Source organism: Paraclostridium bifermentans, assembly GCF_964259345.1.
Classification (GTDB): Bacteria; Bacillota; Clostridia; order Peptostreptococcales; family Peptostreptococcaceae; genus Paraclostridium; species Paraclostridium bifermentans_B.
The window spans coordinates 139,264-165,408 of sequence record NZ_CAXVJR010000002.1 but is presented as its reverse complement, the minus strand read 5'-3'; the positions used below and the strand labels follow the sequence as shown (position 1 = coordinate 165,408).

The following is a 26,145-nucleotide window of genomic DNA, read 5'->3' as shown; positions in this document are numbered from 1 at the left end:
TATTTGTCTACTTTTGCAATCTCTAATTCGTTTCTTATAACTTTTTAATATATTTTTAAAGCCAATAAAATTGGACTAATATATAGTTTTTACGCACTAAAATGTTAATAATAATTTTTTTCAGTTACATGTATTACTTCTTAATTTTTTGTACTCTTTTTTACTTTAATTAGCCTCTAACTCAACATTTAAAACACTAAATATACTTTTCATTACTGATAAAATACTTATTATTAATAGTCCACCTGTAATGCACATACAAACAATAGGATTAATTTTATCTACTGCTAATCCAAATATTAGTTGCCCTATAGGTGTGATTGACAAACATATTGCCATACTTGTTGAGTAAACCCTTCCCAACATATTAAAAGGTACGATTTTTTGGACATATGTCTGTATAATAATATTAATTACTACTCCCAAAACAGTAATTAAACATCCTGCAAAAATGATACTATAATATACTATATTTTTGTTTTCTATATAAAAATATAATACACCTGATAAAGTAATACAAATTAATCCTATTCCAATAGATATGTAACTTAAACTTTTTCCAAAACTCCATTTAGGCATTAAAAATGAACTTATAAATGGAGCTATTATCATACTAAATCCTATTATAGATTCTACAGTTCCATACTGAGTATTACTAAATTCAAAAAATTCTTTAATAATATACGGCAACCCAACTGTTAATAAAGGATTGATTAATAAATTTGTTATAACTAAAATAAATAAAGTTAACTTAATAAAATCATTTGTTTTGATAAATGTAATACCTTCTATAAATTCTTTTTTAAATTTACTACTATTTATTTTACTTGATTTTTGTCTTGGGATTTTAACTATTGATTTAAAAATCAATGATACAATCATCAATGCAATAGTTAATAAATATACTATGTATAATCCGTCTAAACTAATTAGGATACTTCCTATTAATGGATAAATTAAAATCATAATGCTTGAAAGTAAAGAATTTATTCCGTTTGCGTTAATAATTTCTGATTGGCTCACTATTTGAGGAATTATCGATGTAATACATGGATCTATGAATACATTTATGCTTGAAATTGAAATAACTAATAAAAAAATATGAATCATACTAAACATACCAGTTTTTATGTAAACTAACAGGCTTACAATTAATATACAAATATTAATTATTTCTAAAAAAATCAATATACTTTTTTTGTCAAACATATCTATAAAGACTCCTGCAAAAGGTCCTAAAAATATTCTAGGAAGTATTGCTATAGATACTACACTTGCAAAGGCTGTTGCTGATCCTGTTTTATTCAAAACATATAAAGATAATGCAAAGTTTAAAACATTTATTCCTAAAAAGGAAATAGCTTTTGCAATCATTAAAATAATAAAATTTTTTTGAAATAATATTTTAAATTCCATTTTCAATCTCCAATCTATATATTTTTAATATCATAGAGTTGTAAATTAAATAATAAAATCACCTTTTGTGTATATTCTATTTTTGAGTCGTTTTGTATCTATAAATACATATAATTCACATACTCTTTGACACTGTTTACTATAATTGAACAACTATACTATCCAAAAATCAACAACTATGTACTAAGATAGGCTTTTTTAGCACTAAAATATTATCAGCACTCAATTCCATCTATATTTCTTACTTTAAACTCCTATTCTATTTTATATCCATCACTGATAAATCATAGTGTGTAACCATTACTAACTTAATCAGAATATCCCACCTCAAACTCTTTTTATAATTATAAATAAACATTTTAATATCGTTACACTAATTTTTAAAAAAATAAAAAAGAACTATCTATTTTAAGATAGTCCATTATATCTATTTAATTATATTTACATTTAATATTTCGCTTTTTATAATTTGATATCATTTTAAAAGATATATATACAAAAATTACCAACCCACCTGCTATAAATATAGAATATAAAAAGTCATTGAAAAATAATATGTCCTCTATATCAGTTATCCCAATAAAGTTATGTACCATATGTAAAATCATGCTAGGTATTATTGAGTCATAATAGATATTAACTAATACAAATACTATAGCTGATACAAATGTATAAACGCCTTGAAGTCTATTTCCATGTGCTAATCCAAATAATATAGCTTGTACTATAATAGCTGTTTTAATAGTATAATTTGCTTTTAAATGGTTAAAGATTATTCCCCTAAACATTATTTCTTCAAATATAGGAATAAATACTGACGCACAAATTATAGCTATTATAGAAGTCGTCATATACTCCATATCTTTCTCTATTTCACTATATTCTGGGAATATATTTATTAAAACTCTTGCTATTATAAGCGAAACACAAATAAGTCCCACACCTAGTAATATATTATATAAAACAGCTTTAGCACTTATTTTATTTAAGTTCAGCTCTTTTTTAAAACTAAGTTTTTCATCTTTTAAAAAGATGTATAAAACGCCTAACGTAAGCCAGTTACCAATAGTAACAGTTAACATTATATTTTCTTCAGGTAATGCACCAGTAAGTATACTTGCTATTCCAGTACAAATTACATTAACTGCAAGTAACCCAAAAACCGTACCTATAGTCTTTAAAATTCTGTTCATATAAATTTCTCCCGCCTTTTTACCTAGTATATTTAAATACATCTATAGCCATTAATATAACATTTTTAGCTAATGCCTTACTAAAAAATACTTAAAAATTCCAATAGTGGTACCTTCTTTCTTATAAATCTGATATGTTTTATTAAATATCAATAATCTTATAAAATCAATAAACTTGCACCAAGATAGGCTTTTTTAGCACTGAAATATTATTAATAATCACTTTTATTTATAAAAATGATTATTAATAATTTTTAAATATATTTTTATTACTACATTTTGAAACATGTTTTTAGGAATAAGTTATAAATATTTAACATTTAACTAGACTTCAAACTATAATAGTGATATATTTATAACATATAAAGTTATAAATATATCACTATTATAGGAGGGTTTTAAAATGTTTAGATTATTGGGAATAAATGATTACAAGAAAAAGTCTATGCTTATATTAGATACAATCAATCTATTATTTGTTTTAATTGTAGCAATAATTGATAGTTATATAAGCTCTGATATTTCAGAAATTGTACTACTTTTATTTGTAGTAGCTTCAATGATACTTTTCGTTTTCAGCTCTAAATTTGAGGATATAAATGATGAATTAACTGAAAAGATAATGTCCAAAGTAAATGGCGTATGTATAGAATGGATGATACCTGTAATAACTATTATTGGAATATTTACTATACAAAAAAATATATTATTTTCTAGATCAGTTATTGGTATAATGATAATAGCCTCAATGTTTATACTTTCAGTCTTAAGAGTGATACTATATATACATTATGAAAGAAAGGGGATATATTAATCATTGACTATTTTAAAAACAAACATTAAAGAATACAGAGAAAAATCCCTTATGAAGCAAAATGAATTGGCAAAGTTAGTAGGTGTAAGACGTGAGACTATCGTTCACTTAGAAAATGGTAAATACAATCCGTCTTTAAAACTAGCTATGGATATTGCCAAAGTATTTTGTGTAACGGTCGAAGATTTATTTGAATTTTTAGATGAAGAATAACTATCCTTAAAAGTTTCATTTAGGTAATAGTTATAAATAAAAAAGGACTACCATTTTATGATAGTCCCTTTTTATTTATTTTATTATCTAGTTAACTCATATATAGTTAAAGCATATATTTGTGTAGCTTTAACTAAGTCATCAATTGATATATACTCATTTGGTTGATGCTCAGTTTTTTTACTCCACGGAAATACTATTCCAAAAGCAACACAGTTGTCTATTGCTCTTGCATAAGTAGCTCCTCCAGATGATAAAGGCTTAGAATCTAATTTAGTTTCTTCTTCATATACTTTTCTCAATGTTTTTATTAAGAAATGGTCCTCACTTAAATATATCGACTTAGCCCAGTCATACTCTTCATAACCTAAAGAGTATTCCTTAGCTACTTTTTGTAAATTTCCTACAAACTCTTCTTTCTCAACTGTAACAGGAATTCTAACATCTAAGAATATTTTTTGTTCATCTAAATTAAAATCTATCTTTCCAATATTGCATGTTAACTTTCCTGATACATCTTCACAATTTTCAATTATATTATTAGCGTGTGCGTCTTCTCCGATAACCTTTGCTATAAACTCTATAGCAGGAGATTTTATATTTATATTATTTAAAGCTATACATAAACGAACTATAGCATTTACACCTTCATTACATTTTTGAGAATGTACACTTTTACCAATAACTGTTATAGAACCTTCTTCTTCTTTGTATTCAAATCCTAATCTATCAAGTTCAACTTTAAGCTCATCTTGTTTTTCACCGCTATACTTTATACTACTTGGAACAGCGTTAAATGCATCCCCACCTTTTAAAACCATAGAACAACTTTCACTTGAGCTTAATATACATTGTAATAATCCTTTTTCTGCATTTATACATGGAAATTGACTATCTGGTGTAAATCCAAAGCTAGGTATTTCCTCGTTATTTTCATTGTACTTAGCCATATCTCTCCATAAAGTTTCTTCATCTGTTCCAAATATAAATCTAACTCTTTTATTTAAATCTATCCCACAGTCCATCAATGCTTTTACTGCGTATATAGTAGAAATTATAGGTCCTTTATCATCTTGTGTTCCTCTTCCAAATATCTTCCCATCATCTATTGTTCCTTTAAATGGGTCTGTATTCCATGCATTAATATCCCCTGCTGGTACTACATCTAAATGTCCTAATATCCCAACTAATTCTTCTCCATTCCCTATTTCTGCATATCCATAATAACCTTCTTTATCTTTATATGTTTTAAATCCTAATTTCTCACATAAGTTTAGTGTATGATCTAGTACATCATTTATATCTTTACCAAATGGGCATCCTTCTTCAGCTTCTCCTATAACACTAGGTATCGATATACTTTCTACTATAGACTCAATCATAGAACTTTGTAAGTTGTCTATGCTATTTAATATTTTTTCTCTCATTCTCAAAAATCCCCCTTAAAAAAGCTATTTAAGATTTATTATATCTAAAAATTTTTTTATGTCTATGATATTTACAAAATATTTATTTTTTTCAAAATATTTATTTTTTTATGGAGGATTTAAGTTTTTCATGTAGAATTTTAACTTAAATAAAAAATTAACTAACAACTTTTTAGGGGGACTTATTTTATGCTTAAAAAATTTAAAATTCCAGGAGCTATGGTTATAGTATTTATATGTTTGGTTATAGTTGCTGGTCTAACGTGGGTAGTTCCAACATCTGCCGTAGTTGAAAACAATGGTGTTAGCGAGGTAGTTTATAATGCTATTCTTGATGATAGTGGAAATTTAGTTGAAAATGCAGGTACAAATCCTGCTGGAATATGGGATGTATTTATGGCTCCTATCAAAGGTTTTGCTGAAGCTAGTAATGTAGCTGCTACCATTCTTATTTCTGGTGGATTTTTAGGGGTTATGGGTTATGTAGGTGCTCTTGATGCAGGAATTGGTAGACTATTAAAAAAGTTTACTGGTAAATCATTAATAGCATTACTAATGTTGATGTTTGCACTTATGGGAACTGTTTATGGTACTTGGGAAGAAATCCCAGCTTATGCACTTGTTGTAGTTCCATTGTTTGTAACAGCAGGTTACGATGTTATGACAGGGCTTGCAGTTTTATTTGTAGGTGCTAGTATTGGAAATATGGCTAGTGTTGTTAATCCTTATTCTACTGGAGCTGCAGTAGCTGCAATTGGAAATGATGCTTTATCTTTAGGTTCAGGTATTGAACTTAGATTATTAATTTTTATAGTTCTTTATGCTGTTGGTACAATTCAAGTAATACGCTATGCTACTAAGGTTAAAAATGATAGATCTTCATCTATATTAAGTGACTTAAGTGATGTAAAAACTTTGACAGATGGTACATCTGAATTAAAAGAACTTACAAAGAGAAGAATGTGGTCATTAGTAGTATTTATAATTATGATATTAGCTTTAGTTATGGGATATGTTCCATGGCATTCTATAAATATTGGTGATACTACTATGTATGAAATTATTAATTATCCATTTACATTCTTAGCAAATATACTATTTATAGGTGATTTTATAGGAGCTGGTAATATAACTCCTTTTGGTGATTGGTATTTTGATGAGTTTTCAATTTTATTCTTAATCGGTGCCGTTATTATAGCATGGATTAATAAGCTTTCGTCAGATGAATTTGTTTCTGAGTTTTCTAAAGGAGCTGCTGATCTTTTAGGAGTTGTTTTAGTTTTAAGTATTGCTAAAGGTATATCTGTTTTAATGGGTTCTAGTACTTCTGGAATGAGTGTTACATTTGTTTATTGGATTCAAGGAGCCCTACAAGGTGTTCCTACATTTGCATTTGCTATAGCATGTATTTTAGCTTATATGGGAATCGGATTATTCCTTCAATCTACAAGTGGAGTTTCTGGAATAACAATGCCTATATTAGGTTCTGTTGCAATGGGACTATTTGCAACGTCTAGTATTGGTGCTGAAGGTGGACAAATTCTTCTTATCTCTGCCTTTACGTTAGGACTTAACTTTATGTCAGGGGTTTATCCTGGTGCTACAGTAATGGGTACATTAGAACTTGTAAATGTTCCTTATGATAGATATCTTAAGTTTATGTTAAAGAGCCTTGTTCCTTTAATCGTATTAGGCGCTTTAATATTATCTATAGCACCATACTTAGGTTTAATCTAAAACTAAATAATAAAATTAAAGGAGGCTATAATTTTAGCCTCCTCTGTTTTTAATATAATTTAAGTATATTAGTGTTTTTATGTAAAAACTTAACAAATTATTTTACTCTTTTAGACATTGGATGCCCTTCTTTAAACTCAACTAAGTCCCATAAATTTCCGTATAAATCTTTAAATACAGCAACTGTTCCATAGTCCTGCTCTTTAGGATCTCTAACAAATTCTATCCCTATACTTTTCATTTCGTTATAATCACGCCAAAAATCATCAGTTCCTAGAAAAAGAAAAACTCTTCCTCCTGCTTGATTTCCTATAAAAGGCTCTTGTTCTAGCTTAGATGCTCTTGCAAGTAATATCGTTGTTCCATTTGAACCAGGTGGTGATACCACTACCCATCTTTTATCTTGTTCAGGTTGATATGTATCTTCTACTAATGTAAAGTGAAGTTTTTTTGTATAAAAATCAATTGCCTCATCATAATCATCTACAATTAAAGCAATATGTACAACTGACTGAATCATTGTTTCTCCTCCTCATCCCATTAAAATCAATATAAATCTTTCCAATACTTAATTATTTAAACTATATGCTTAATTAACCTTACAATCATAAATTTGTTTTTTATAATTTTTTATCATCTTATATGATGCATATACAAATAGAATAACTCCTAAAATTAATTCCATATTATATATTGTATCATTAAAGCCTAATAATTCTTCAATTCCTGAATTAAATATTATATGTAAAATTATGCTTCCAAGTATTGATCCGCAGTATATATTTGCTAAAACAAAAACTATACCTGCTAGGAATGTATATATACCTTGAACTATATTTCCATGAACTAGTCCAAATAATAATGCTTGTACAATTATTGCAGTTACAAGACTATAATTTCTTTTTAAATGGTCAAATATTATTCCTCTAAATACTATTTCTTCAAATATAGGAACTAATATTACTACGCAAAGTACACTCACAACTGAATTTATTTTACTCGACATTTCATTTGATACTTCTATATAACTTGGAAATATGCTTACTAATGGATCTATTATTAAAGATATAACACTACTTAATCCTATTCCTAGCAATATTATATAAAATAAATCTTTAGAACTTATTTTCTTAAAATTACACTTACTCATTAAACAATCTTCTTTCCCATAGTACTTGTATAATATAGGTATTGCAATACAATATGATAAAACTAAAGCTAACATTTCATTTTGTTCATATCCCCCAGGTAAAATCATTGTAAATAAACTTGCAATAATCCCACTTAAGAAGGTTAATATTAATAACTTAAATAATAAACCTGCTGTTTTTAAAATTCTACTCATATAAAACTCTCCTTATATATATCTGATATATTTTTATTAAATATCAATAACCTTGTAAAATCAATATAATTGGACTAAGATAAGCTTTTTGGGCACCAAAACATTATTGATAATCATTTTCACACCAAAAGTAACTACTTTAGATTATAAAACAGCTAAGGTAGTTACTTATTTATTTTATATATAATTTTTTAAATTTTTTCTTTAAAAGCTGTTTTAAATAGATATATATTAGCTATTAATAAAACTATTATATAAATAGCTAAAACTTGATTACCTATACTGGAACTAACAAAGTGAATTACTCCAACAATAAGTATTAAAAACATCATTAAATAATTTTCAGATATATATTCATTTTTCTTAAGTACATTAATTTGCTTAGAAAAAGGCATACTTTTATCTATTACCTTAAATGTAGATATAGTTATAAGAATAGTAATTAAAAATATAACTACTATATGTTTTATTATACTCATCTTATAAAGACATATAAAAACTAGGCTTTGAACTAAGTAAAGAGGTATTATTATATTAATTAAACATGCTTTAATAGATGCTTTATGTACATTCATCTTATTTTTTATAGGTGTTGTCGTGTATATATATGATGCTTTGAAATTTCTAGAATTTTTTAATGCTATTATTATTGTAGGTATTGAAAGCACATAAAAGTATAAGAATAAATAACTATAAGCACTAATATTCTCTGGGTCTCTATCAAAAATAACATAAATAGAAAGTGCCATGTTAGCTCCCATAGTTGTATATACTGTTGTTTTAAAATCTCTATCTTTTCTTATTATTTTAGAAACAAAATTAAAAAAGATTCTTTCTTCTTTATCTCTGCACACAATCTTACTTAGCTTCATTGTTAAATTGTGCTTTTTAACATTTTTGCTAGAACCTTCATTATTAAGTTTTTGAAGTTTCTTTTCAAACACTGGAGTAAGTTTTATATATATTAAAACTGAAACTATAGGTACTACTAAAGCTAAAGCCGAAAGTATCATCAAGTTTTTGCTTACATTTCTTGTAGCTATTATTTCAAGTACTGCTGAAAACCAAAAAGGTGGTAAAAAGTAAGTTCCTATACCTAAGTCTATATTGTTAAACATATCCATACTATCAGATATATTAATTATAAACATATACGCCATACTAAATAATATTGTCACTAATATTTGTATAGTGCTTATTGCATCTTTTAACTTTTCACCATCAAATAGTTTTAATATAAGTAAGTAAGCTAGACCTGATACAACTATCATAAATATATCTATAAGAAATATTTCTATTAAGAATACCACTGAAAATATAACTCCATACTTTACTATTGATGCAATTGCTGAAAATCCACTTAACGCTATACTTATATTTATCATGTATATCATAACATGTGTTATTTTAGATGCATTCAAAGTTTTTGAATCTATCCCTCTAGTAGCTAGTATAGCTTTATCTTTAACATCTAGTATTACAGTTGAGAAATCTGATACAACTATTGTAATCATAAAAAACATAAACATCCCAAAATATATGGACATTGATATAAAAAGATTTTTACCTAATACTATAATAACTATCATTAAAAGTCCTATTATTGAATATAGAATCATCATTTTTTTATATTGATTTGAAGATTCATCATCTTGGTTACTTCCTAATAAATTAGAAACTTTTCTGCTATCCATAGTTAACTTTGTGCTTACTATCAGCCTTAAAGTATCATAATCAATTCCTAACTTTTCATATAAAAATCTAATTTTATCAAGTGTTTTTAGCGAGATAATATTCATAATCTACACCTCTTTTATTACATCTATAAACTTTTGAGCAAGTTCTTTATGTTCACTAAATCCTGTTAGTTGGTTAAAGATTTCCTCTAGAGATTTCTGATGTACACTTTCTTTTAAATCCTCAAACTTACCATCTGCAACTATATTCCCATCATTTAAAAGCACTATTCTATCGCTTATTTTTTCAACAACTTCCATTATATGTGATGAGTAAAAAATAGTTTTACCTTCTTCTTTTAAACTTGTTATAATTTCTTTTAATATCATTACACTATTTGCATCTAATCCACTTAGGGGTTCATCTAAAAATATTATATCTGGATTGTGCATTAAGCTAGATATTATAACAGTCTTTTGTTTCATTCCTTTAGAAAAAGAACCGATTCTTAAGTCATAAGCTTCTTCTATCCCTAAAACTTCCATTAGTTCATAAGCTTTTTTATCAGCTAAATCATATTCTAGTCCATAAAGTTGTCCTATAAATGTCAAATATTCTCTAGCAGTTAAACTCTCATAAGTTTCTGCTATTTCTGGAACATATCCAATTCTCTTTTTATATTCAGTATTTATTTTTGATATATCTTCACCAAATATTTCAACTACTCCACTATAGCCTTCAATTAATCCTAATATTATCTTTACAGTTGTACTTTTTCCAGCTCCATTTGCTCCTATGTACCCCACTATACTTCCCTTATCTACTTCTAAGTTTATTCCTTTTAAGACTTCTTTTCCTTCAAAACTCATCTTTAAGTCTTTTATACATATTGCTTTATCCATAATATCTCCCCTTGCTACTAATTGCTAAATTTAGAATTTATAAATTACTATTTTAATTTTCCACTCTGCTTTGCTTTATCTTATTAATTAAAATACATGTAAATCCAATTCCTGAAATTAAGGCAATTAATGTTCTTATTGTATCTTCAGATATTATAACTATCCGGATGCTCATTATTATAAAAACCATACAAAATATAATTTCCTTAAAAACCTTTTTCATTTATATCTCCCCTTGAGTAAATTATTTGTAAACATAGTATATTAAATAAATTATAAAATCAATAAAAGTGGACTATCATAGGCTTTACACGCACTAAAATCATTAATTTCCTTGTTATAGATATTTTCTATAACAGTTAGTATTACTATAGTTTTTACATATTAGAAGTCAATTATAAACCTTGGTATAATTTTGACTTAGGGGATATTTAAATTATTAGGGGGTTAATATGAATAAATTTGTCAAAACAATCAAACTATTATCAATACTTACAATATCAATGTTATTTGTAGCTTGCTCTAACGGGGATTCTGTAAGTGATAATGATATGCAAAGTATTAAGGTAGCAAAGTTAAAGTCTAAACTTGATAGTAATGTTCAAATAATAGATACAAGACAGTCACATCAATATATTGGTTGGGATACTGATGATAGTCCAGGTGGTCATATAAAAGGTGCTATTGATTTTCCAGTAACTTGGCTTGATATTGAAGAAGATCCAGTAAAGTTAAACACTGAGTTAAAAAGACGAGAAATTGATAAGTCAAAAAAAACTATAATATACTCAGATAGTAATATTGATAAAGCTACCTATGATAAGTTTTCAGAACTAGGCTTTACTAATTTGTACTCACTAGATGGTGGTTTTAGTAGTTATTCAAACGAAAATTTACCTATTGAGAAAATGAAAAACTATGAAGTTTTAGTTCATCCAGAATGGGTTTATGATTTGGTAAATAATAAAAATCCTGAGAGCTTTAAAGGTGGAGATTTTAAAGTAATTGAAATAGATTTTGGAAAAAGTAAAGGTGATTATGAAAAAGGACATATTCCATCAGCTATAACTATAGATGATAGTTTAAATCATGTTGAAGGAGAAAGAATTTTTCCTAATTACGATAAAATGAGCGATGAAGAAAAGTTTAGTTATTGGAATAAACCTAAAGATGATGTTATAAAGAAGAAATTAGAAGATATGGGAATTACTAAGGATACTACTGTTGTTGTTTATGGTGCAAATACAACAGCTGCGGCTAGACTTGGTACTGTTTTAAAGTATGCTGGTGTTGAAGATGTTAGACTTTTAAATGGTGGTAAAAACTTGGTTAAATCTATGAATATGCCACTAGATACAGGTGTTGTTGAATACTCTCCTGTAGATGATTTTAAAGCTAGTGTTCCTCAAAACCCAGACGTTTTAATAGACTATGATGATGAGTTAAAGTATGTTAATGATACTAAGAATTCTGTTGTAGCTTCGGTTAGAAGTTTCATTGAATATAAAGGTATAAAAAGTGGATATACTTACATAAATGATGCTGGTGAAATAAAAAATGCTAGATTTGCTTATGCAGGTTCTGATCCTTATAATATGGAGGATTATAGAAATATAGATGATACTATGTTTAATTATAATCTTGTGAAAGCTAGATGGGATAAATGGGGTATTACTCCAGACAAGAAAATATCTTTCCACTGTGGTACAGGATGGCGTGCTAGTGAAACATATTTTTATTCTTTAGCTATGGGTTATGATGATACATGTGTTTATGATGGTGGTTGGTATGAGTGGCATTTAAGAGATGGTTCACCTAAAAAAGAACAAGGTCTTCCTAAAGATGCTCCAGAAACTGAACCTAATTCATTTTTTTAAATAAAACTTAATAAATTACTAATAAATAAGGGACTCGTAAATACAAGTCCCTTTTGTTTTAACATTATTTATTTAATACTTCCATTTTTATATATTCATGAACCTTTTGTCCACAACTTCCATCTATATTAGTTGAACTATTTTTAAACTTATTCATTCTAATTTCTTTTTTATAGTCTATCCCCTGTTTTACCATATCTATAAACTTCTTTGCAGTTACTTCTTTATTTTCAAAATATACACCTAAATAATCTAGACAGTATTCTCTATTTTCATCTATCTTATCATCTTTCATAAATGATAAAATTGGTTTTTCTGTAGCTAAATATTGGAATAATATAGAACTATATCCACTTATCAATGCATCAGATTTTTTAATAGCCATAAAAGTATCTGGGGTATTATCTATTATTATATTTTCAAACGTCTTAGCAATATTTATAATTCTTTCATATAAATCATGATACTCAGGTACCATTGTTTTTAAAGTAACTTCCATAAGAGGATGGCTTCTTAAAATAAGACCTATGCTATTATCATTTTCAAATTCTTTAATGAAATTTATTAACTCATTCCCCCAGTTAACATTATTTAAAACATCATCTATTGTTAAGTTTAATAAAAACACCTTTTTATTTTCTAATTTTTCTTCCCATTCATCATCAATAGGCCACTCATTTTTGCAAACTTCTATTATTTTATCAAATTTAGGAATTCCCAAGTTAAGTACCTTAGATTCACTAAAACCATTTTCTATAAATAACTTTCTATGAACTTCAGATTGAGCTATAATTTTTGTAGCATTTATAGGTCCTGGATTTGATGAAAAATGTAAATGTTCTTCAGAATTTATGTAGCTTCCATCTATATAATAAGGAATATAAACTAGCATATCTGTATAATTACAAAGTTTATCTGAAAAATATCTTGGATCAATACATGTTAACTTATTTAGATCATCATATGGATTATGAATATATATTATATCTGGTTTTAATTCTTCAATGTTGTACATTTCATAAGGAGTTATTTCTACATCCTTAGGAAACATACTACCTTCATAACAAAGTTTTATAGGTTTTCTATTCTCACCTAATTCATAATATGGTATTGGAACTACACTGCAATTACATCTATTATCATTTTTTGCAGCTTTATATACACTTTCAAAAGAATCCCACATAGATACTTTGTATGGTAAAAATACAATTTCTATTTTTATATCATCATATTCTTTTAATTTGTAATTAAATTCTTCTATACAATTTATAAGCTCTATAATACTATGTTCATCATCTATATTTAAACTTTCAAACTTTTGTATATCTATATTCTCAGCATTTATTTTATTGTTAGATAATACATTAATCTTATTAAGATTTTGATTGATATAATCTATGTTTTCTTTTAAATAATTTACTCCGTAATATTCAATTTTATTAAGTATATCATCTAATATATTTAATAAATCTTTCTTTTCTTTTAACCTCATTTAAATTTTCCCTCTTTGTCTAAAATCTGTTTTTAAATTCAATATCTATTAAATTATCTAGTTCATTTGTAGCTTCTATCAAGTCTTTTTCAAATATTTGAACTAAACCTTTATCTTGTAGTGAAATTTTCACATCTAATAATGAGTTTTTAACCTCATTAGCAAAATATTTTAAATCTATATTAATTAATTTTTCATTAACTTGTATAAGTATTTCTTCCATATTATTAACTAGATTTATACAGCTATCAATCTTATTTTCTATAGATAAATCATCAATATTATTTACTATGTATTTTATATCATCTATTAAATAGTTCTTAGCTTCATATATATTTTTAAAAACTGCTTTATATTGATAATCCGCTGACTCCATCTCAAAATATTCTTTTTCATTTTTTGTAATAGTGTTATATACAATAATGTTTTGATTTATATTAACATCTTTCCATGAATACTTATATTTATAATCATTTAGTTTGTTCATATCATTATTTAAACCTATTAGCAATAATCCATTTTCTTTTAACTTATTTATATATTTTTCAATAAATATGCTATCACTATATTTATAATTTATATATATAATATCGTAACAATCATTCTTAAGTTGTTCACAAACACGTATTGGGTGACCAATTATAGTATTTATATTTTCTACAGTTCCAACAGAACCTATATTATTTCTATATAATTCAAATGAATTTGTACAGTTAAACATTCCATAATTATTTGCCGGTTCATTAAAAGTATCTATGCAAGTCAATTCATTTTCTTCATTGAAATAATTTAATATTTCTAATATATATTTACTTATGAATCCATCTCTACTTCCAACTTCAAGTACTTTTATTGGCTTATTAGTACTCATAAGGTTTTTAAATATCAAGGTTAATATAAAAAGTATTGAATCCGCATCTTCTCCACCTTCATATTTAACTTTTCCAAATATTTCTATGTATTTGTCTATTACTGTGCTTGAATTATTTTTATTAGTCAAAGACATAGATGATATATTAGATTTATAATCTTGAAAATCTATTAATATCTCATCTGTCTTACACATTTCTACTAATTTAACTTTTAATCTTTGAAAATTTAAGTTTGCCATAACGCCTCCTACATATTAAGTAAATAATCTATCTTTAAAACTGTTTTTTCATAATTAAAATATGTTTTTATATAATTTTGTATATATGAACATTTAGATTCAATATATTTTTCATTTTTACATCTTTTTAATAATATACTGCTTAATTCCATAGTGTCATTTAGGTTAAATATGTCCCCTATATTTTGATTATCTGTCATATCTATTGCTGCATCTATGTTAGACGTAATTATATAGTTTCCATTTAACGCAGCTTCACTATATACATTCGGACTTCCACCTTCTTTAGGAGAAGTTAGTACAAATATCTTAGACTTTCTATACTCATTAAAAAGTTCTTCTTTAGATTCTATGTTTCCAGTAAATATTACTCTATTTTTTAAGTTTGGATTTTCTATAAAATAATTTTCTATATATTCATAAAAGCTTGGCTCTATCTCTCCTATAAGTTTTAAATTCCAATTAGGTATTTCCTCTGATACTAATTTAAAGGCTTCTAGCAAAATTTCATTATTTTTTTCTTTTGTTCCAATTCTCCCAACAGTTATAATGTTATTTTCTTTTTCTTCGTATTTTACTTCTTCACATTTTAAATAATCATAATATCCATTTGGAATATACTCTATTTTTTTATATGGTATTTTAGTGCTTAAATATTTCTTCATTGCTTTACTTTCAACACTGATTACATCTACTTTTTCTAAAAAAGTTTTTAATTTATAATCTTCAAAGTTCATAGAGTCCATCCATCCAGAGTTTGCATCAAGTTTTAAATATACTTTACCATCTGGTCTTAGTTTTCTATAAAAATCTAATTTATCAAAGTAAGTATGGTATGCTCCAAACAGCATCAATACATCCATTTTTTTATAGTTAGTAGCTATATAATTTAATATTCCATCATAAAATGGTAGTTTCGAATTAGTTACTTCTATTTTTAACCCTTTTAGATATTTATCTAAATACGGTCTTTCTTCTTCTTTTTCAGATACTATAACAGAGTTATATCCTCTTAATTTATGCATGAAATAAGGTATTAAACAAACATCCTTTGTTAATCGAACGTTAGTTATGTAATCATCTATATAAGGTATCATATAAAGTCCTTTGTTTTTTTCATGATTTGTTTTTGTATCCTTGGGTAAGGTATATAGAACTGATTCAAAGAAATTTGTTTGTTTATTAGTTCTTATATAAAATTCATAGTTATCATTTATCGAATCTATTACTAACGGTATCTCCCATATATCTGATACTATGTTATCGATGTTAATTGCAAGTTTAGGAAAATCATTTTTTATATAGTCTTGAGATTCAATTATTGCATTTGCCTCACAGTTTATTATATTATTTTCAAAGTTTTTATCATTATTTTCATTATGTATTTCTGTTAAAAACTCTATATTTGCAACTATTCTATATCTCAATAAGTTAAGAAGTGCATTTTTTGATTCTATGTCTCCTAATCGATGATATAGCCATTCATATTTATATATATTGTTTTTTATATCTGATATTACTAAGTAATAGTTTGCTTGTGTTTTTTCTTTTGAATATAACCCCATAGGACAATTTATTACTTCTTCTGTTTTCATATTATATAAATTAGATAAATCTATTATAATATCTTCTATAGTTTTACTTTCAATATATTGAACTATAGAGTTTATGTCATTTATGCTTCTCAAAATACTCACTAATTAATTCCTCCTGAAAATCTTTATATTTTTAAATATAAAATTTACTACTCTGTTATTATACAACCTATAATTTATTTTTTAGATAAGAATAGTTTATACTATTTTGATAATAACTCTTCTTATCTAAAAAACTATGATCTACTTTATATATTATCCAAGTTAATAACTACATTTAAAATTATTACGATAAATCCTATTACTATTGCTATTGATTTTGAATATTTTTTGTAACTATACTATATTAGTTTTCTAAAATCAATAAACTTGGACTAAGATGGTTATTTTTAGCACTAAAAGATTTAATTTCTATCTTTACATAAATAAAGGGACTCGTTAAAATACGAGTCCCTACTAATTAATATTCTACACAGTTACAAGGATATTTTTCACCTACTTCATTTATCCCAACTGCTCTTGCATGTGATCCACCTAAAAACTTACAACTTGGTGAACTATGATAATAACTATTTCCATCAGTTATATATACGATACGACCTTTAGTTGGTTCACTCTTTTCAATATTTTTTTCATAACTTGTTTTACTGCTTGGATCATATTCAACAGGATTAGTACAGCAATTACATTCATATTTATCCGTATTTTTTGTAAGAGTTACTAATTTTGTTTCTGCACCTTCTAAGTATTGACAGTTAGGTATAGCATGGTAATAACTATTACCTTCTGCTACATATACTTGCTTTCCAATACTTTCACTTTTATTTTCTTCTGTATAATAATATACATTTTTTAAACGCTTAATTTTATGACTTATATTATTGTCTATCACTTCTTCTTTTGGATCGTCTACATATTCTTCTTCATTATTATCTTCATTATTATCTTCATAGTTTTCTTCTTTATATTTTTTATCATTTTCTAAATATTCTTTTTTACTACTCTCATTGCTATTCTCTTTATTATCTATATTAGCTTCTTTTGCCTTAAGGTCTGCAATAATTTCACTTTCATCTATATGATCTTCTTGGTTAATTTCTTCATATACATCAATATCTTGTTCCTCTGACTTTTGCGCTAATTTACCAAATTCCACTTTGCCAATTTCATCGTCTACTTTTTTTGAACACCCTATTACCCCTATGCTAAGTATTATAAAAAATACTAATAACACTTTTTGATTTAACTTCATTACTTATCTCCTTGTTGCTATTTAATTTTTCTTTGATTTATATATCAAGCACTTTTATTATATACTTTTTACTTGTCGAATTTTGTAATTTATTGCATATATTTTAATTTTATAATATTATATTTTTTTAAATATACAATTATACTTCAAAAACATTTTCCCCATGTGCTTGTTTAATAAATTTAATTAATTGTATTTAATAATTTAAGAAAAATTAAATTGTATTTCCACATCCCCACAGTTATTTTGAACAGTTAATTTTTTATCTTTGTTGTTTATCTGATTAACTAAGTTATTCTCCCCATTTTCAACTTTACTTCGTATATCAAATTCATCTTCTTTAGCATTTATATCTCCAGATATGTTTCCATTATTATCGTATAGATTAATATCTTTACCTTCAATTGAATCTATACTTATATCTCCATTTTCACTTTTAATATCTAATTTATCATTATTTGTTTTTTCAACTTCTATATTTCCATTAGTACTATATAAAATCATACTTTCCCCTTTAATTGACTCTACATCTATATCTCCATTTAAATTTTTTATATCTATATTTTTATAAATTTTGCTTGGAATTTGTATTTCTGTAGTTTTATCAGTTAAATTTAAATCTTCATTATTTGACTCTACTTTTTCAACAAGTAATTTATTATTTTCAACTTCAATTTTATATTTATCATGATCTCCTTCCCAGTATTTTACATGTATATCATTGTCATTTGATACTGTTAGTTTAGTATTTGCATCTACTTCACTAATTTTAATAGAGTTAACTTGTTCTTTAGATGTGTAACTCTTGGTCTGAATACTATCATCTTCTTGAGAACACCCTACCAAACTAAACATTATTATTGTTAGCAGTAAATATAATTTTTTCATCCAATCATCCCTTAATCTTTTATTATATATATTTAGCTTACCTTACAATACTTGGTAAATCAACAAACTATTTGGTAACATGAAAAGCTATCCCTAAGTTTTGTCGCTCATTATTTACACAAAAAAACTATCTTAAAATATAGCTAGCGAATGGTGAATATATAAGTTTTAGCGACATTTACAAGCATCTTTTCAGCTTGTATGGAGCAAAACTTATATATTCGCCGATGAGCGCCACATATTTCAAGATAGTTTTTTTAATTTTAATTACTAGGTTTTACAATTTTTAAATTATCAACAAATTTAAAGTTAGTGTAATCTCCTGATTTAACTTTGTCTGCGTCTTCTAGTTTCCCATTAGGCGCATATATAACCTCACCTAAATCATGCCCTTTATGTATGTGTTCTTTATCTGTGTAAAATTCAACAGTTATAGAGTTCACATCATTATCCTCTGTGTACTTTAACACTTCTGTTTGTGCAATTTGATACAGCTGACCACTATTGTAGTCTTCACTTTCAACAACTATATTTATAGTTTCTTGGACTATTCCGTCTTCCTCCATGTTATCAATAGATGCAACCTGGTAATCTATATTACTTACACCTTGATTAATTTTAGTATCTTCATTTTCAACATCTTGTTTCTCTTCTTGCTCATCAAAGCAACCAACCGTGCTTAAACTCAACATACCTATAACAACAAGTGATGCTAATTTTTTTAATTTCATATTAAATACCACCTTATTATTTTTAATAATTCTCATGGTATTATTTTCTTCTATTAAAGCTTTTTTATCCTATAAAATTTCTTTTATAAATTGGCAATAACATAATCCTGTGATGTAAGGTTAAAATCATTTTTTATATTATCACTTAGATAAATCTTATTATCCTTAGTTACAAAAATAGCTTCTATACCATCTTTATTATTTACATACTTAAGTCCATCTTCTAATCCCATAGAAAATACAGCAGTTGATAATGCATCACACTTAGTTGAGTTTTCTGAAATTATAGAAACTCCTAAAATATTATTCTCAACTGGATATCCAGTTTTACTATCTAATATATGATGATATAACTTACCATCTTGAATAAAATTACGCTCATAAATACCTGAAGTTACAACAGACTTATCTACAATCTCAAGAGTGCCAAGATAGTCCTTACTAGACTTATTACCATCTCTAATACCTATCTTATATGGCTTTAAATCATACTTTTCTCCTAAACACATTATATTTCCACCTATATTTAAAACAGCATGTTCATATCCATTATCAACTATAATATCCTTAACTTTATCTGCAACATATCCCTTAGCAATAGAACCTAAATCAATCATCATACCTTCCTTTGCTAACTTAACAGAACTACTCTTCTCGTCTAATAAAACACCATCTATATCTATATGATCTAAAGACTCTTTAATCGCCTTATCACTTGGAACACTTGCATTATCAAACCCAACATTCCAAAGCTTGACAGTAGAGCCTATAGCAATATCTAAATTATTATCAGTTTCTTTAGTATACTTCTTACCTTCCTTTATAAGATAAAAAGTATCCTCACTAACCTTCTCAAAACTCTTACCAGCACTATCATTAACCTTATCAACTTCACTGACAATATCCTTACTATTAATAGACATCCTCTTATCTATATCATGAATAGTGCTCTCAATCTCATCAAACACACCATCCTTAACAACCTCATCTGAATATATAACTACATTCATATAAGACCCCATAGCATAAGTATCCATACTATAAGCCTCATACTCCTTCTTCTTACATCCAACTAACATAAGTACAAATACAATTGGTATTATAAAAAAACTCTTTTTCATATCTTCCTCTTCATCCTTACCTCAAATTATAACCAAGAATAATTAGCGAAGGGGGTGTATATAAGTTGCAGCGACATTTACAAGCATGAATTACAGCTTGTATGGAGCAAAACTTGTATACACCCCCTTCGCGTCCCCACCTTGGTTACCTAACTTACCACATAAGTAAATGTTTCATATCCATTAGCTTCAATACTCACAGTATCTCCACTATTTAAAGAATTGTACACATCAACTCCACCATTGTAGTTTTCCTTATATCCTTCAGTTGGGCTATAATCACTAGTCTTACTAATCTCAGCACCATTTACCTTAATAGAAGTTATATTTTCCTTCCAACTATTATCAATTGTTGTAAATGAATAGCTCTTATTAAACCAAGTATTCTTCTTAACATTAACATTTGCTTTTAATAAAGATACTTCGTAATCAAAATCATTAAATCCTTGTGATTGTATAACCACCTTATCACCTGGTTGTAAATCCTTTAATACAGTTACCTTTCCAAAATCAGCTTCAAACTCTCCTGCATTAATCTTAGATCCATTAACTAGAACTTCTACAGACTTAGTCCAAGCTTGCTCATTAGAATTAAATACAAATTTATTATTTGAATTTCTACTTACATCTATATTTACTGACTTTTTAGGAACTACATATGTATAATTCTCATACTTATCAGACTCAAAAGTAATCTTATCTCCACCTATTAACTTATTTAAAATAGTTAAAGTACCATTTTCCATATTGTAACCTTCATTTGGACTTAAACTACCTTTTCTCTCAAGATTTTCATTGTTTAATTTAACTTTTGATATAGATTTTATATACTCAGCGTCTGCAGTAAACCTAGCTTTGTTAAGTAGTCCACCCTGTACATCTTCATCTACATTCGGAACTTGTTTTTTTATAACTTGTTTTTCTTCATCTTTTTTATTTTGCTCTTGCTTATTTTTATCTTCTTTCTCTGTTTTATCTACTTCACCAGTTTTTTCCCCTATTTTTATATCAGCATTAAAATCTTTATATTTATTTGTTTTTATAGTAAGCTTATAAGTTTTTTCTTCTTTGAAATTTTCACTTCCTAATACTATAGAGTTAAAATAATTATTTGATTCTTTGTAATCTACCTTTTTGCCATCTAATAATACTTCTTTTATATCTTTTAAGTATTCATTATTAAAAGGATGTTTAAGGTCAACTACAACATCTTTATTTACTTTGTAAGTGTTTCCGTTATTTAATGCTACATAATTTGGAACATTTATTTTTCCACTTTTATCATTTTCTTTTGATGTATCTACAGCTTTAGGAACTACATATACATAGTTTTCATACTTATCAGATTCAAAAGTGACTTTAGTTCCTTCTGATAATTTATCTAATATAGTTAACTTATTATTTTCTACACTATAGTCTTTTTTATCAATAGTTTTATAATCTACCTTAACTGTTGATACAGTATCTATATATTTATCATCCTTTGAAGTAAATATAGTTTTATTATTTTCAGTTTTAACCTCTAATTTTGGTGCTTCTTTCTTTTCAACTTTATTTACTATTTTTATATCAGTATTAAAATCTTCATATTTATTTGTTTTTATAGTAAGTTTGTAAGTTTTTTCTTCCTTAAAGTTCTTACTTCCTAATTCTATAGAATAAAAATTACCAATTGGATTTGAATACATTACTTTTTTACCATCTAGTAATACTTCTTTTATATCATCTCTGTATTTAGTATCAAACATTCTTTCAACATCAACTAAAACGCTTTCGTTTTTGTAGTATTTGTTTTCATTACTTAATTTTACATAGTCTGGAACTTTAATTTTATCAACTTCCTTTGTACTTAAATCATTTAAGTTAAACATAGCTTTCGAATCTTTATATCCATTAGCTTTTATAACTAATGTGTATTGACTATCTTTATTAGTATCAAATAGTTTGCTTCTTAATACTAGGCTATCACCTTTATATTCGTAATCTCCACTATTTCCACCAAGTTGAGTATCATCCAGTAATGCTTTTCCATTTAATGTTATAGATTCTATCTCATTTTTATAGTTTTTATCTAATTTAACAATAATGTTGTTGTTTTCATCTTTACTTAACTCTAACTTAGAACTATTCTTTAATAGATTTATATCTACACTGGCTTCTTTATATCCCTTAGCTTGTAGTTTTATAGTGTTGTCTCCATGTTTTAATAAAGATGTATCAGTTATAGTTATTTTATTTTCTTCTACTTTATAAGCATCTTTAGGTAGTATATTCATTCCTATTGATACATTCTCTAGCTCTTTTAGATATTGAGTGTCATTCTCAACGCTTAGGTAAATTTTATCTTCTTTATTTCCGCTAATAGCTATCTTAGGAGCTATTTTTAAGTTTTCTTGAGAATATGTTTGTGCAACTCCAAATAATCCATCTTCTAGTATGTACTTAACTTGATATGGTTTATTTAAATAATCACTCTTTTCAATCTTGTCATAATAATTTTTAAATGTTATATATTCTCCATTACCCTTAGCTTCATTAACTGCATTTTTATATTTCTTATAATCTATAACTTTAGTAGATTCGTTTGTTAAAACTGCATCCTTAGTCATAGCGTGCCACCAAGATAATACTTCACTAGAGTTTTTAGTCGACATTCCTAAATTATTAAGTATCATAGCATTTGATAATAGATCAAAATCATAAACTATGTTTCCTCTTATTATTGTACTACCTCCACTTGCTCCGCCTACTGCATCTGGAGTTTCACTTGAACTACCTTTATCACTTGCACTTCCTATAGCATCTACTTCTACTTTACTTTCAGCTTTTTTATTACCTGAACTTATCATTTGCATATTCTCTATTTTATCAAGTTCAATTTTTTCATTATGTCCCATTGAAGGATTTTCAAGTCCTTTAGGCGCTTCTTCTAAGTAGAAAGTTCTATTAAAATCTTCAAATCCATGAGCTTTTACTGTTAATTCATGTTTACCTTTTGTAAGTTTATCTATGCAATTGTTCTCCAGTCTTATTAAATGAGATACTACATGATAATCTTCACAATTACCTTCTAGTACTTTTCCATCTAATCTTACTTCATATATTGGATTTACTACTGCATAATTAAATCCTTCTAATTCAAATAGTAATTCATTGTTTGCATAGAAATTATAATCTCCTGATAACAATATCTTTCCTGCAGATTTTACAATTTCTATTTTAGTATTTAAATCATTATATCCTTCTGACTTGATTCTAATATTATGTATTCCATTTCTGCCATTTATAGCTGCTGAGTTTTTATCAATTACTATCTTACCATTTTCTAAAGAGTATTGTAATTTAGAAGCCATATTAGGATTATTATCTGCTACAGTTTCTATACTGTATATATTCTTTTGCCACTTCTTAGCATTGTCTGTATTTTCATCTATATTTATAACTACATCATTACCTAATTTAGTTTTTGATATATCAAGTTGAGGTAATGTCTCATCTTTAACTACAACTTCTTTTGATGTAGAGAAAGTAGTTTTGTTTGGTTTTAATCTTATATTACCTTTTGAATCAAAGTTAGCTTGATGATAATCAAACTTACTCATTGGACCAGATACTAATATTTTGTCTGGTGCTTCATTTTCAATAACTCTAGTAAATGCTTTTCCTTTTTCGTTTAATACAAAATCTTCACTATTATTTCCTTGTGTTACCTCTATTTTTGCTATTTCATTTGGGTTAACTTCAAACTTAACAATAGTTCCTTCACTATTTACTCTTGTTGGTTTTACCACTTTAGAGTTAATAGTTATTTTAGTATTGTCAATATTTCCTTTAGCTAATGTAACTACCGCATATCCTGTTTCTTCTACTTTTATTAGCTTAGTTTTACTTAAGTTTACTATATTGTTTTCTTTTACTTGTTCTGAGTCTTTATATATTATATCTGCAATTGCATATAATCCCCCATTTTCTACACCGCTCTTGTTTTCAAAGAATTCTGGTAGCATTAGAAGTTTAAAGTCTCCATAAATATCGTTTTTATTATAGTCATTTTTACTCTTATCTTTGTTTATATTAGCATTATGATTTTCTGCTTTTCCAATTAACGATAAAGTAATATTTTTGTCATTCTCTCTTTTTACATTAAGCTTGTATCCTTTGTTAAGCCCCATTGCACTAGCTGATGCCAATGCATCCACATCACCATCTATGTCTTTTGCAAAAGTAGCTTTTGTATCATTTGATATAGTTACTTTTACTTTGTTTTCTACTTTTCCTGGTTCTTTTTCACTTTCAATAAACTCTGCAGGTGAGATTCTTAAATCACTTGCTTTTAAACTACTTCTTTTTTCTATTTTATCTTTATTCCCTGTGTTAGGTTTATTTTTATCAGTTGAAGTATTATTGTCATTTTTATTTGTAATTTTATCTTCTGTTTTAGGCTCTTCCATTTTAGAAGTTTCATTATTTTTATTACTTTGTGTATTATTTGTTTTATTTGTATCTGTATTTAATTCTATAAAATTATTATTTTCATTAGTGTCCTTGTTTTCTGTTTTAGGCTTTTCTATATTAGAAGTTTCATTACTTTTATTGCTTTGTGTATTATTTATTTTGTTTGTATCTTCATTTAATTCTATAAATTTATTATTTTGCTTGTTTGTATCTTTGTTTTCTATTTTATTACTTTCTATGTTCTTACTTGATGTAATGTTTGATTTATTTGTTTCGTTTTTATATTTACTTTCAACTACATAACTTTGTGTATTTTTATTACTCGATGTATTACTCGACTCTGTTACAACCCTATTTTTACTTTGTGCTACTGAAGTATTTTTAGATTCTACTCTTTTAGCACTTTTATATGTACTTTTACTTTCACTACTTGTTGTTTCTCCTTTTGCAAGTTCTAAATTTTCACCCTCAACAGATTTATCTTTTGCATCTACTTTTGTATTTGCAGTTTCTACTCTTTCTTCTATCGAAACATTATTTTCCTTGGCTTTATTATTTTCATCTTGTGATGCAAGACTTGGAATTATTGTTATAGATGAAATTGCTACCACTGATGTTACAACCATTCCTACTACTTTTTTATTCAAAATTAATCCCTCCCAGTAATAATTTCTATTTTTTCCTTAATTTGTAATATATAGTAAGTTTTCTTATTTGTCTATAGAAAATGATAATTATTTTCATTTATTTTTTATTTGTTATTTTCAAAATATTAAATTTTTAGAATTATAAACAGTGTTTATAGATTGAAATTATGCATATTTTCTATTTATTACAAACTTTTAAATATTTTCTCATTTTATTTAAGCTTGTTTTTGTGGTAAAATTCATTTGTATAT

Annotated in this window: 20 protein-coding genes; 4 read left to right on the top strand and 16 right to left on the bottom strand. The window is 26.3% G+C overall.

Features of this window, described 5'->3' with window-relative positions:
- Positions 1-165: 165 nt before the first annotated feature.
- Together ACEXNK_RS04865 and ACEXNK_RS04860 are read right to left on the bottom strand one after the other, a co-directional pair.
- Positions 166-1,416, bottom strand: coding sequence for an MFS transporter (locus ACEXNK_RS04865; protein ID WP_373599230.1), 1,251 nt, complete (start codon positions 1,414-1,416; stop codon positions 166-168).
- Positions 1,417-1,847: 431 nt separating this feature from the next.
- Complete coding sequence (locus ACEXNK_RS04860; protein WP_373599231.1) at positions 1,848-2,609, bottom strand: CPBP family intramembrane glutamic endopeptidase; 762 nt, start codon at positions 2,607-2,609, stop codon at positions 1,848-1,850.
- Positions 2,610-3,012: 403 nt separating this feature from the next.
- Between ACEXNK_RS04860 and ACEXNK_RS04855 the strand changes: the two genes are divergently transcribed.
- Both ACEXNK_RS04855 and ACEXNK_RS04850 read left to right on the top strand, forming a co-directional pair.
- On the top strand, positions 3,013-3,423 hold the full coding sequence (locus ACEXNK_RS04855) for a hypothetical protein (RefSeq protein ID WP_373599232.1): 411 nt from the start codon (positions 3,013-3,015) through the stop codon (positions 3,421-3,423).
- Positions 3,424-3,426: 3 nt separating this feature from the next.
- Positions 3,427-3,636, top strand: coding sequence for a helix-turn-helix transcriptional regulator (locus ACEXNK_RS04850; protein ID WP_373599233.1), 210 nt, complete (start codon positions 3,427-3,429; stop codon positions 3,634-3,636).
- Between the two features lie 83 nt (positions 3,637-3,719).
- Here ACEXNK_RS04850 and ACEXNK_RS04845 read toward each other — a convergent pair whose 3' ends face one another.
- Positions 3,720-5,063: a M20 family metallopeptidase gene (locus ACEXNK_RS04845; protein WP_373599234.1), complete on the bottom strand. Its 1,344-nt coding sequence runs from the start codon at positions 5,061-5,063 to the stop codon at positions 3,720-3,722.
- A 189-nt stretch (positions 5,064-5,252) separates the two neighbouring features.
- Here ACEXNK_RS04845 and ACEXNK_RS04840 point away from each other — a divergent pair, with 189 nt between their 5' ends.
- Entirely contained in the window at positions 5,253-6,800 is a 1,548-nt protein-coding gene (locus ACEXNK_RS04840) for a hypothetical protein (protein WP_373599235.1), read from the top strand.
- Positions 6,801-6,897: 97 nt separating this feature from the next.
- Here the strand turns inward: ACEXNK_RS04840 and ACEXNK_RS04835 are convergent, their stop codons facing one another.
- The 5 genes from ACEXNK_RS04835 to ACEXNK_RS04815 all read right to left on the bottom strand — a co-directional run bounded on the left by ACEXNK_RS04835 (position 6,898) and on the right by ACEXNK_RS04815 (position 10,947).
- A complete protein-coding gene (locus ACEXNK_RS04835; protein WP_373599236.1) occupies positions 6,898-7,320 on the bottom strand; it encodes a VOC family protein in 423 nt (140 codons plus the stop codon).
- 69 nt (positions 7,321-7,389) lie between these two features.
- Positions 7,390-8,145 (bottom strand): CPBP family intramembrane glutamic endopeptidase, encoded by a 756-nt coding sequence (locus ACEXNK_RS04830; protein ID WP_373599237.1) that lies wholly within the window; start codon positions 8,143-8,145, stop codon positions 7,390-7,392.
- 191 nt (positions 8,146-8,336) lie between these two features.
- Complete coding sequence (locus ACEXNK_RS04825; RefSeq protein WP_373599238.1) at positions 8,337-9,944, bottom strand: hypothetical protein; 1,608 nt, start codon at positions 9,942-9,944, stop codon at positions 8,337-8,339.
- Between the two features lie 3 nt (positions 9,945-9,947).
- Positions 9,948-10,724 carry an ABC transporter ATP-binding protein gene (locus tag ACEXNK_RS04820; RefSeq protein WP_373599239.1) on the bottom strand — a complete coding sequence of 259 codons (777 nt, stop codon included), beginning with the start codon at positions 10,722-10,724 and terminating at the stop codon, positions 9,948-9,950.
- 52 nt (positions 10,725-10,776) lie between these two features.
- Complete coding sequence (locus tag ACEXNK_RS04815; RefSeq protein ID WP_373599240.1) at positions 10,777-10,947, bottom strand: hypothetical protein; 171 nt, start codon at positions 10,945-10,947, stop codon at positions 10,777-10,779.
- A gap of 229 nt (positions 10,948-11,176) precedes the next feature.
- On the opposite strand from ACEXNK_RS04815, the gene ACEXNK_RS04810 reads away from it, so the two are divergent.
- A complete protein-coding gene (locus tag ACEXNK_RS04810) occupies positions 11,177-12,601 on the top strand; it encodes a rhodanese-like domain-containing protein (RefSeq protein ID WP_373599241.1) in 1,425 nt (474 codons plus the stop codon).
- Between the two features lie 64 nt (positions 12,602-12,665).
- On the opposite strand, the gene ACEXNK_RS04805 is transcribed toward ACEXNK_RS04810, so the two are convergent.
- The 8 genes from ACEXNK_RS04805 to ACEXNK_RS04770 all read right to left on the bottom strand — a co-directional run bounded on the left by ACEXNK_RS04805 (position 12,666) and on the right by ACEXNK_RS04770 (position 25,893).
- A complete protein-coding gene (locus ACEXNK_RS04805; protein WP_373599242.1) occupies positions 12,666-14,093 on the bottom strand; it encodes a CDP-glycerol glycerophosphotransferase family protein in 1,428 nt (475 codons plus the stop codon).
- A gap of 19 nt (positions 14,094-14,112) precedes the next feature.
- The gene (locus ACEXNK_RS04800; protein WP_373599243.1) at positions 14,113-15,204 is read right to left on the bottom strand and encodes a hypothetical protein; all 1,092 of its coding nucleotides are present in this window, start codon (positions 15,202-15,204) and stop codon (positions 14,113-14,115) included.
- An 8-nt stretch (positions 15,205-15,212) separates the two neighbouring features.
- On the bottom strand, positions 15,213-16,901 hold the full coding sequence (locus ACEXNK_RS04795) for a glycosyltransferase family 4 protein (RefSeq protein ID WP_373599244.1): 1,689 nt from the start codon (positions 16,899-16,901) through the stop codon (positions 15,213-15,215).
- Positions 16,902-17,259: 358 nt separating this feature from the next.
- Positions 17,260-18,051 (bottom strand): hypothetical protein, encoded by a 792-nt coding sequence (locus ACEXNK_RS04790; RefSeq protein ID WP_373599245.1) that lies wholly within the window; start codon positions 18,049-18,051, stop codon positions 17,260-17,262.
- A 204-nt stretch (positions 18,052-18,255) separates the two neighbouring features.
- Positions 18,256-18,939 (bottom strand): DUF4097 family beta strand repeat-containing protein, encoded by a 684-nt coding sequence (locus tag ACEXNK_RS04785; RefSeq protein ID WP_373599246.1) that lies wholly within the window; start codon positions 18,937-18,939, stop codon positions 18,256-18,258.
- A gap of 263 nt (positions 18,940-19,202) precedes the next feature.
- Positions 19,203-19,670 (bottom strand): hypothetical protein, encoded by a 468-nt coding sequence (locus ACEXNK_RS04780; protein WP_373599247.1) that lies wholly within the window; start codon positions 19,668-19,670, stop codon positions 19,203-19,205.
- A gap of 83 nt (positions 19,671-19,753) precedes the next feature.
- Entirely contained in the window at positions 19,754-20,791 is a 1,038-nt protein-coding gene (locus ACEXNK_RS04775) for an FAD:protein FMN transferase (RefSeq protein ID WP_373599248.1), read from the bottom strand.
- A gap of 149 nt (positions 20,792-20,940) precedes the next feature.
- The gene (locus ACEXNK_RS04770; RefSeq protein ID WP_373599249.1) at positions 20,941-25,893 is read right to left on the bottom strand and encodes a hemoblobin-interacting domain-containing protein; all 4,953 of its coding nucleotides are present in this window, start codon (positions 25,891-25,893) and stop codon (positions 20,941-20,943) included.
- Positions 25,894-26,145: the final 252 nt, after the last annotated feature.

What these genes read in the sequence shown, in the direction of transcription:
- ACEXNK_RS04840 (WP_373599235.1), top strand. Translation starts at nt 5,253, where the DNA reads ATGCTTAAAAAATTTAAAATTCCAGGAGCTATGGTTATAGTATTTATA.
- ACEXNK_RS04780 (WP_373599247.1), bottom strand. Translation starts at nt 19,670, where the DNA reads ATGAAATTAAAAAAATTAGCATCACTTGTTGTTATAGGTATGTTGAGT.
- ACEXNK_RS04820 (WP_373599239.1), bottom strand. Translation starts at nt 10,724, where the DNA reads ATGGATAAAGCAATATGTATAAAAGACTTAAAGATGAGTTTTGAAGGA.
- ACEXNK_RS04785 (WP_373599246.1), bottom strand. Translation starts at nt 18,939, where the DNA reads ATGAAAAAATTATATTTACTGCTAACAATAATAATGTTTAGTTTGGTA.
- ACEXNK_RS04810 (WP_373599241.1), top strand. Translation starts at nt 11,177, where the DNA reads ATGAATAAATTTGTCAAAACAATCAAACTATTATCAATACTTACAATA.
- ACEXNK_RS04860 (WP_373599231.1), bottom strand. Translation starts at nt 2,609, where the DNA reads ATGAACAGAATTTTAAAGACTATAGGTACGGTTTTTGGGTTACTTGCA.
- ACEXNK_RS04830 (WP_373599237.1), bottom strand. Translation starts at nt 8,145, where the DNA reads ATGAGTAGAATTTTAAAAACAGCAGGTTTATTATTTAAGTTATTAATA.
- ACEXNK_RS04800 (WP_373599243.1), bottom strand. Translation starts at nt 15,204, where the DNA reads ATGGCAAACTTAAATTTTCAAAGATTAAAAGTTAAATTAGTAGAAATG.
- ACEXNK_RS04775 (WP_373599248.1), bottom strand. Translation starts at nt 20,791, where the DNA reads ATGAAAAAGAGTTTTTTTATAATACCAATTGTATTTGTACTTATGTTA.
- ACEXNK_RS04825 (WP_373599238.1), bottom strand. Translation starts at nt 9,944, where the DNA reads ATGAATATTATCTCGCTAAAAACACTTGATAAAATTAGATTTTTATAT.
- ACEXNK_RS04865 (WP_373599230.1), bottom strand. Translation starts at nt 1,416, where the DNA reads ATGGAATTTAAAATATTATTTCAAAAAAATTTTATTATTTTAATGATT.
- ACEXNK_RS04790 (WP_373599245.1), bottom strand. Translation starts at nt 18,051, where the DNA reads ATGAAGTTAAATCAAAAAGTGTTATTAGTATTTTTTATAATACTTAGC.
- ACEXNK_RS04835 (WP_373599236.1), bottom strand. Translation starts at nt 7,320, where the DNA reads ATGATTCAGTCAGTTGTACATATTGCTTTAATTGTAGATGATTATGAT.
- ACEXNK_RS04855 (WP_373599232.1), top strand. Translation starts at nt 3,013, where the DNA reads ATGTTTAGATTATTGGGAATAAATGATTACAAGAAAAAGTCTATGCTT.
- ACEXNK_RS04815 (WP_373599240.1), bottom strand. Translation starts at nt 10,947, where the DNA reads ATGAAAAAGGTTTTTAAGGAAATTATATTTTGTATGGTTTTTATAATA.
- ACEXNK_RS04805 (WP_373599242.1), bottom strand. Translation starts at nt 14,093, where the DNA reads ATGAGGTTAAAAGAAAAGAAAGATTTATTAAATATATTAGATGATATA.
- ACEXNK_RS04845 (WP_373599234.1), bottom strand. Translation starts at nt 5,063, where the DNA reads ATGAGAGAAAAAATATTAAATAGCATAGACAACTTACAAAGTTCTATG.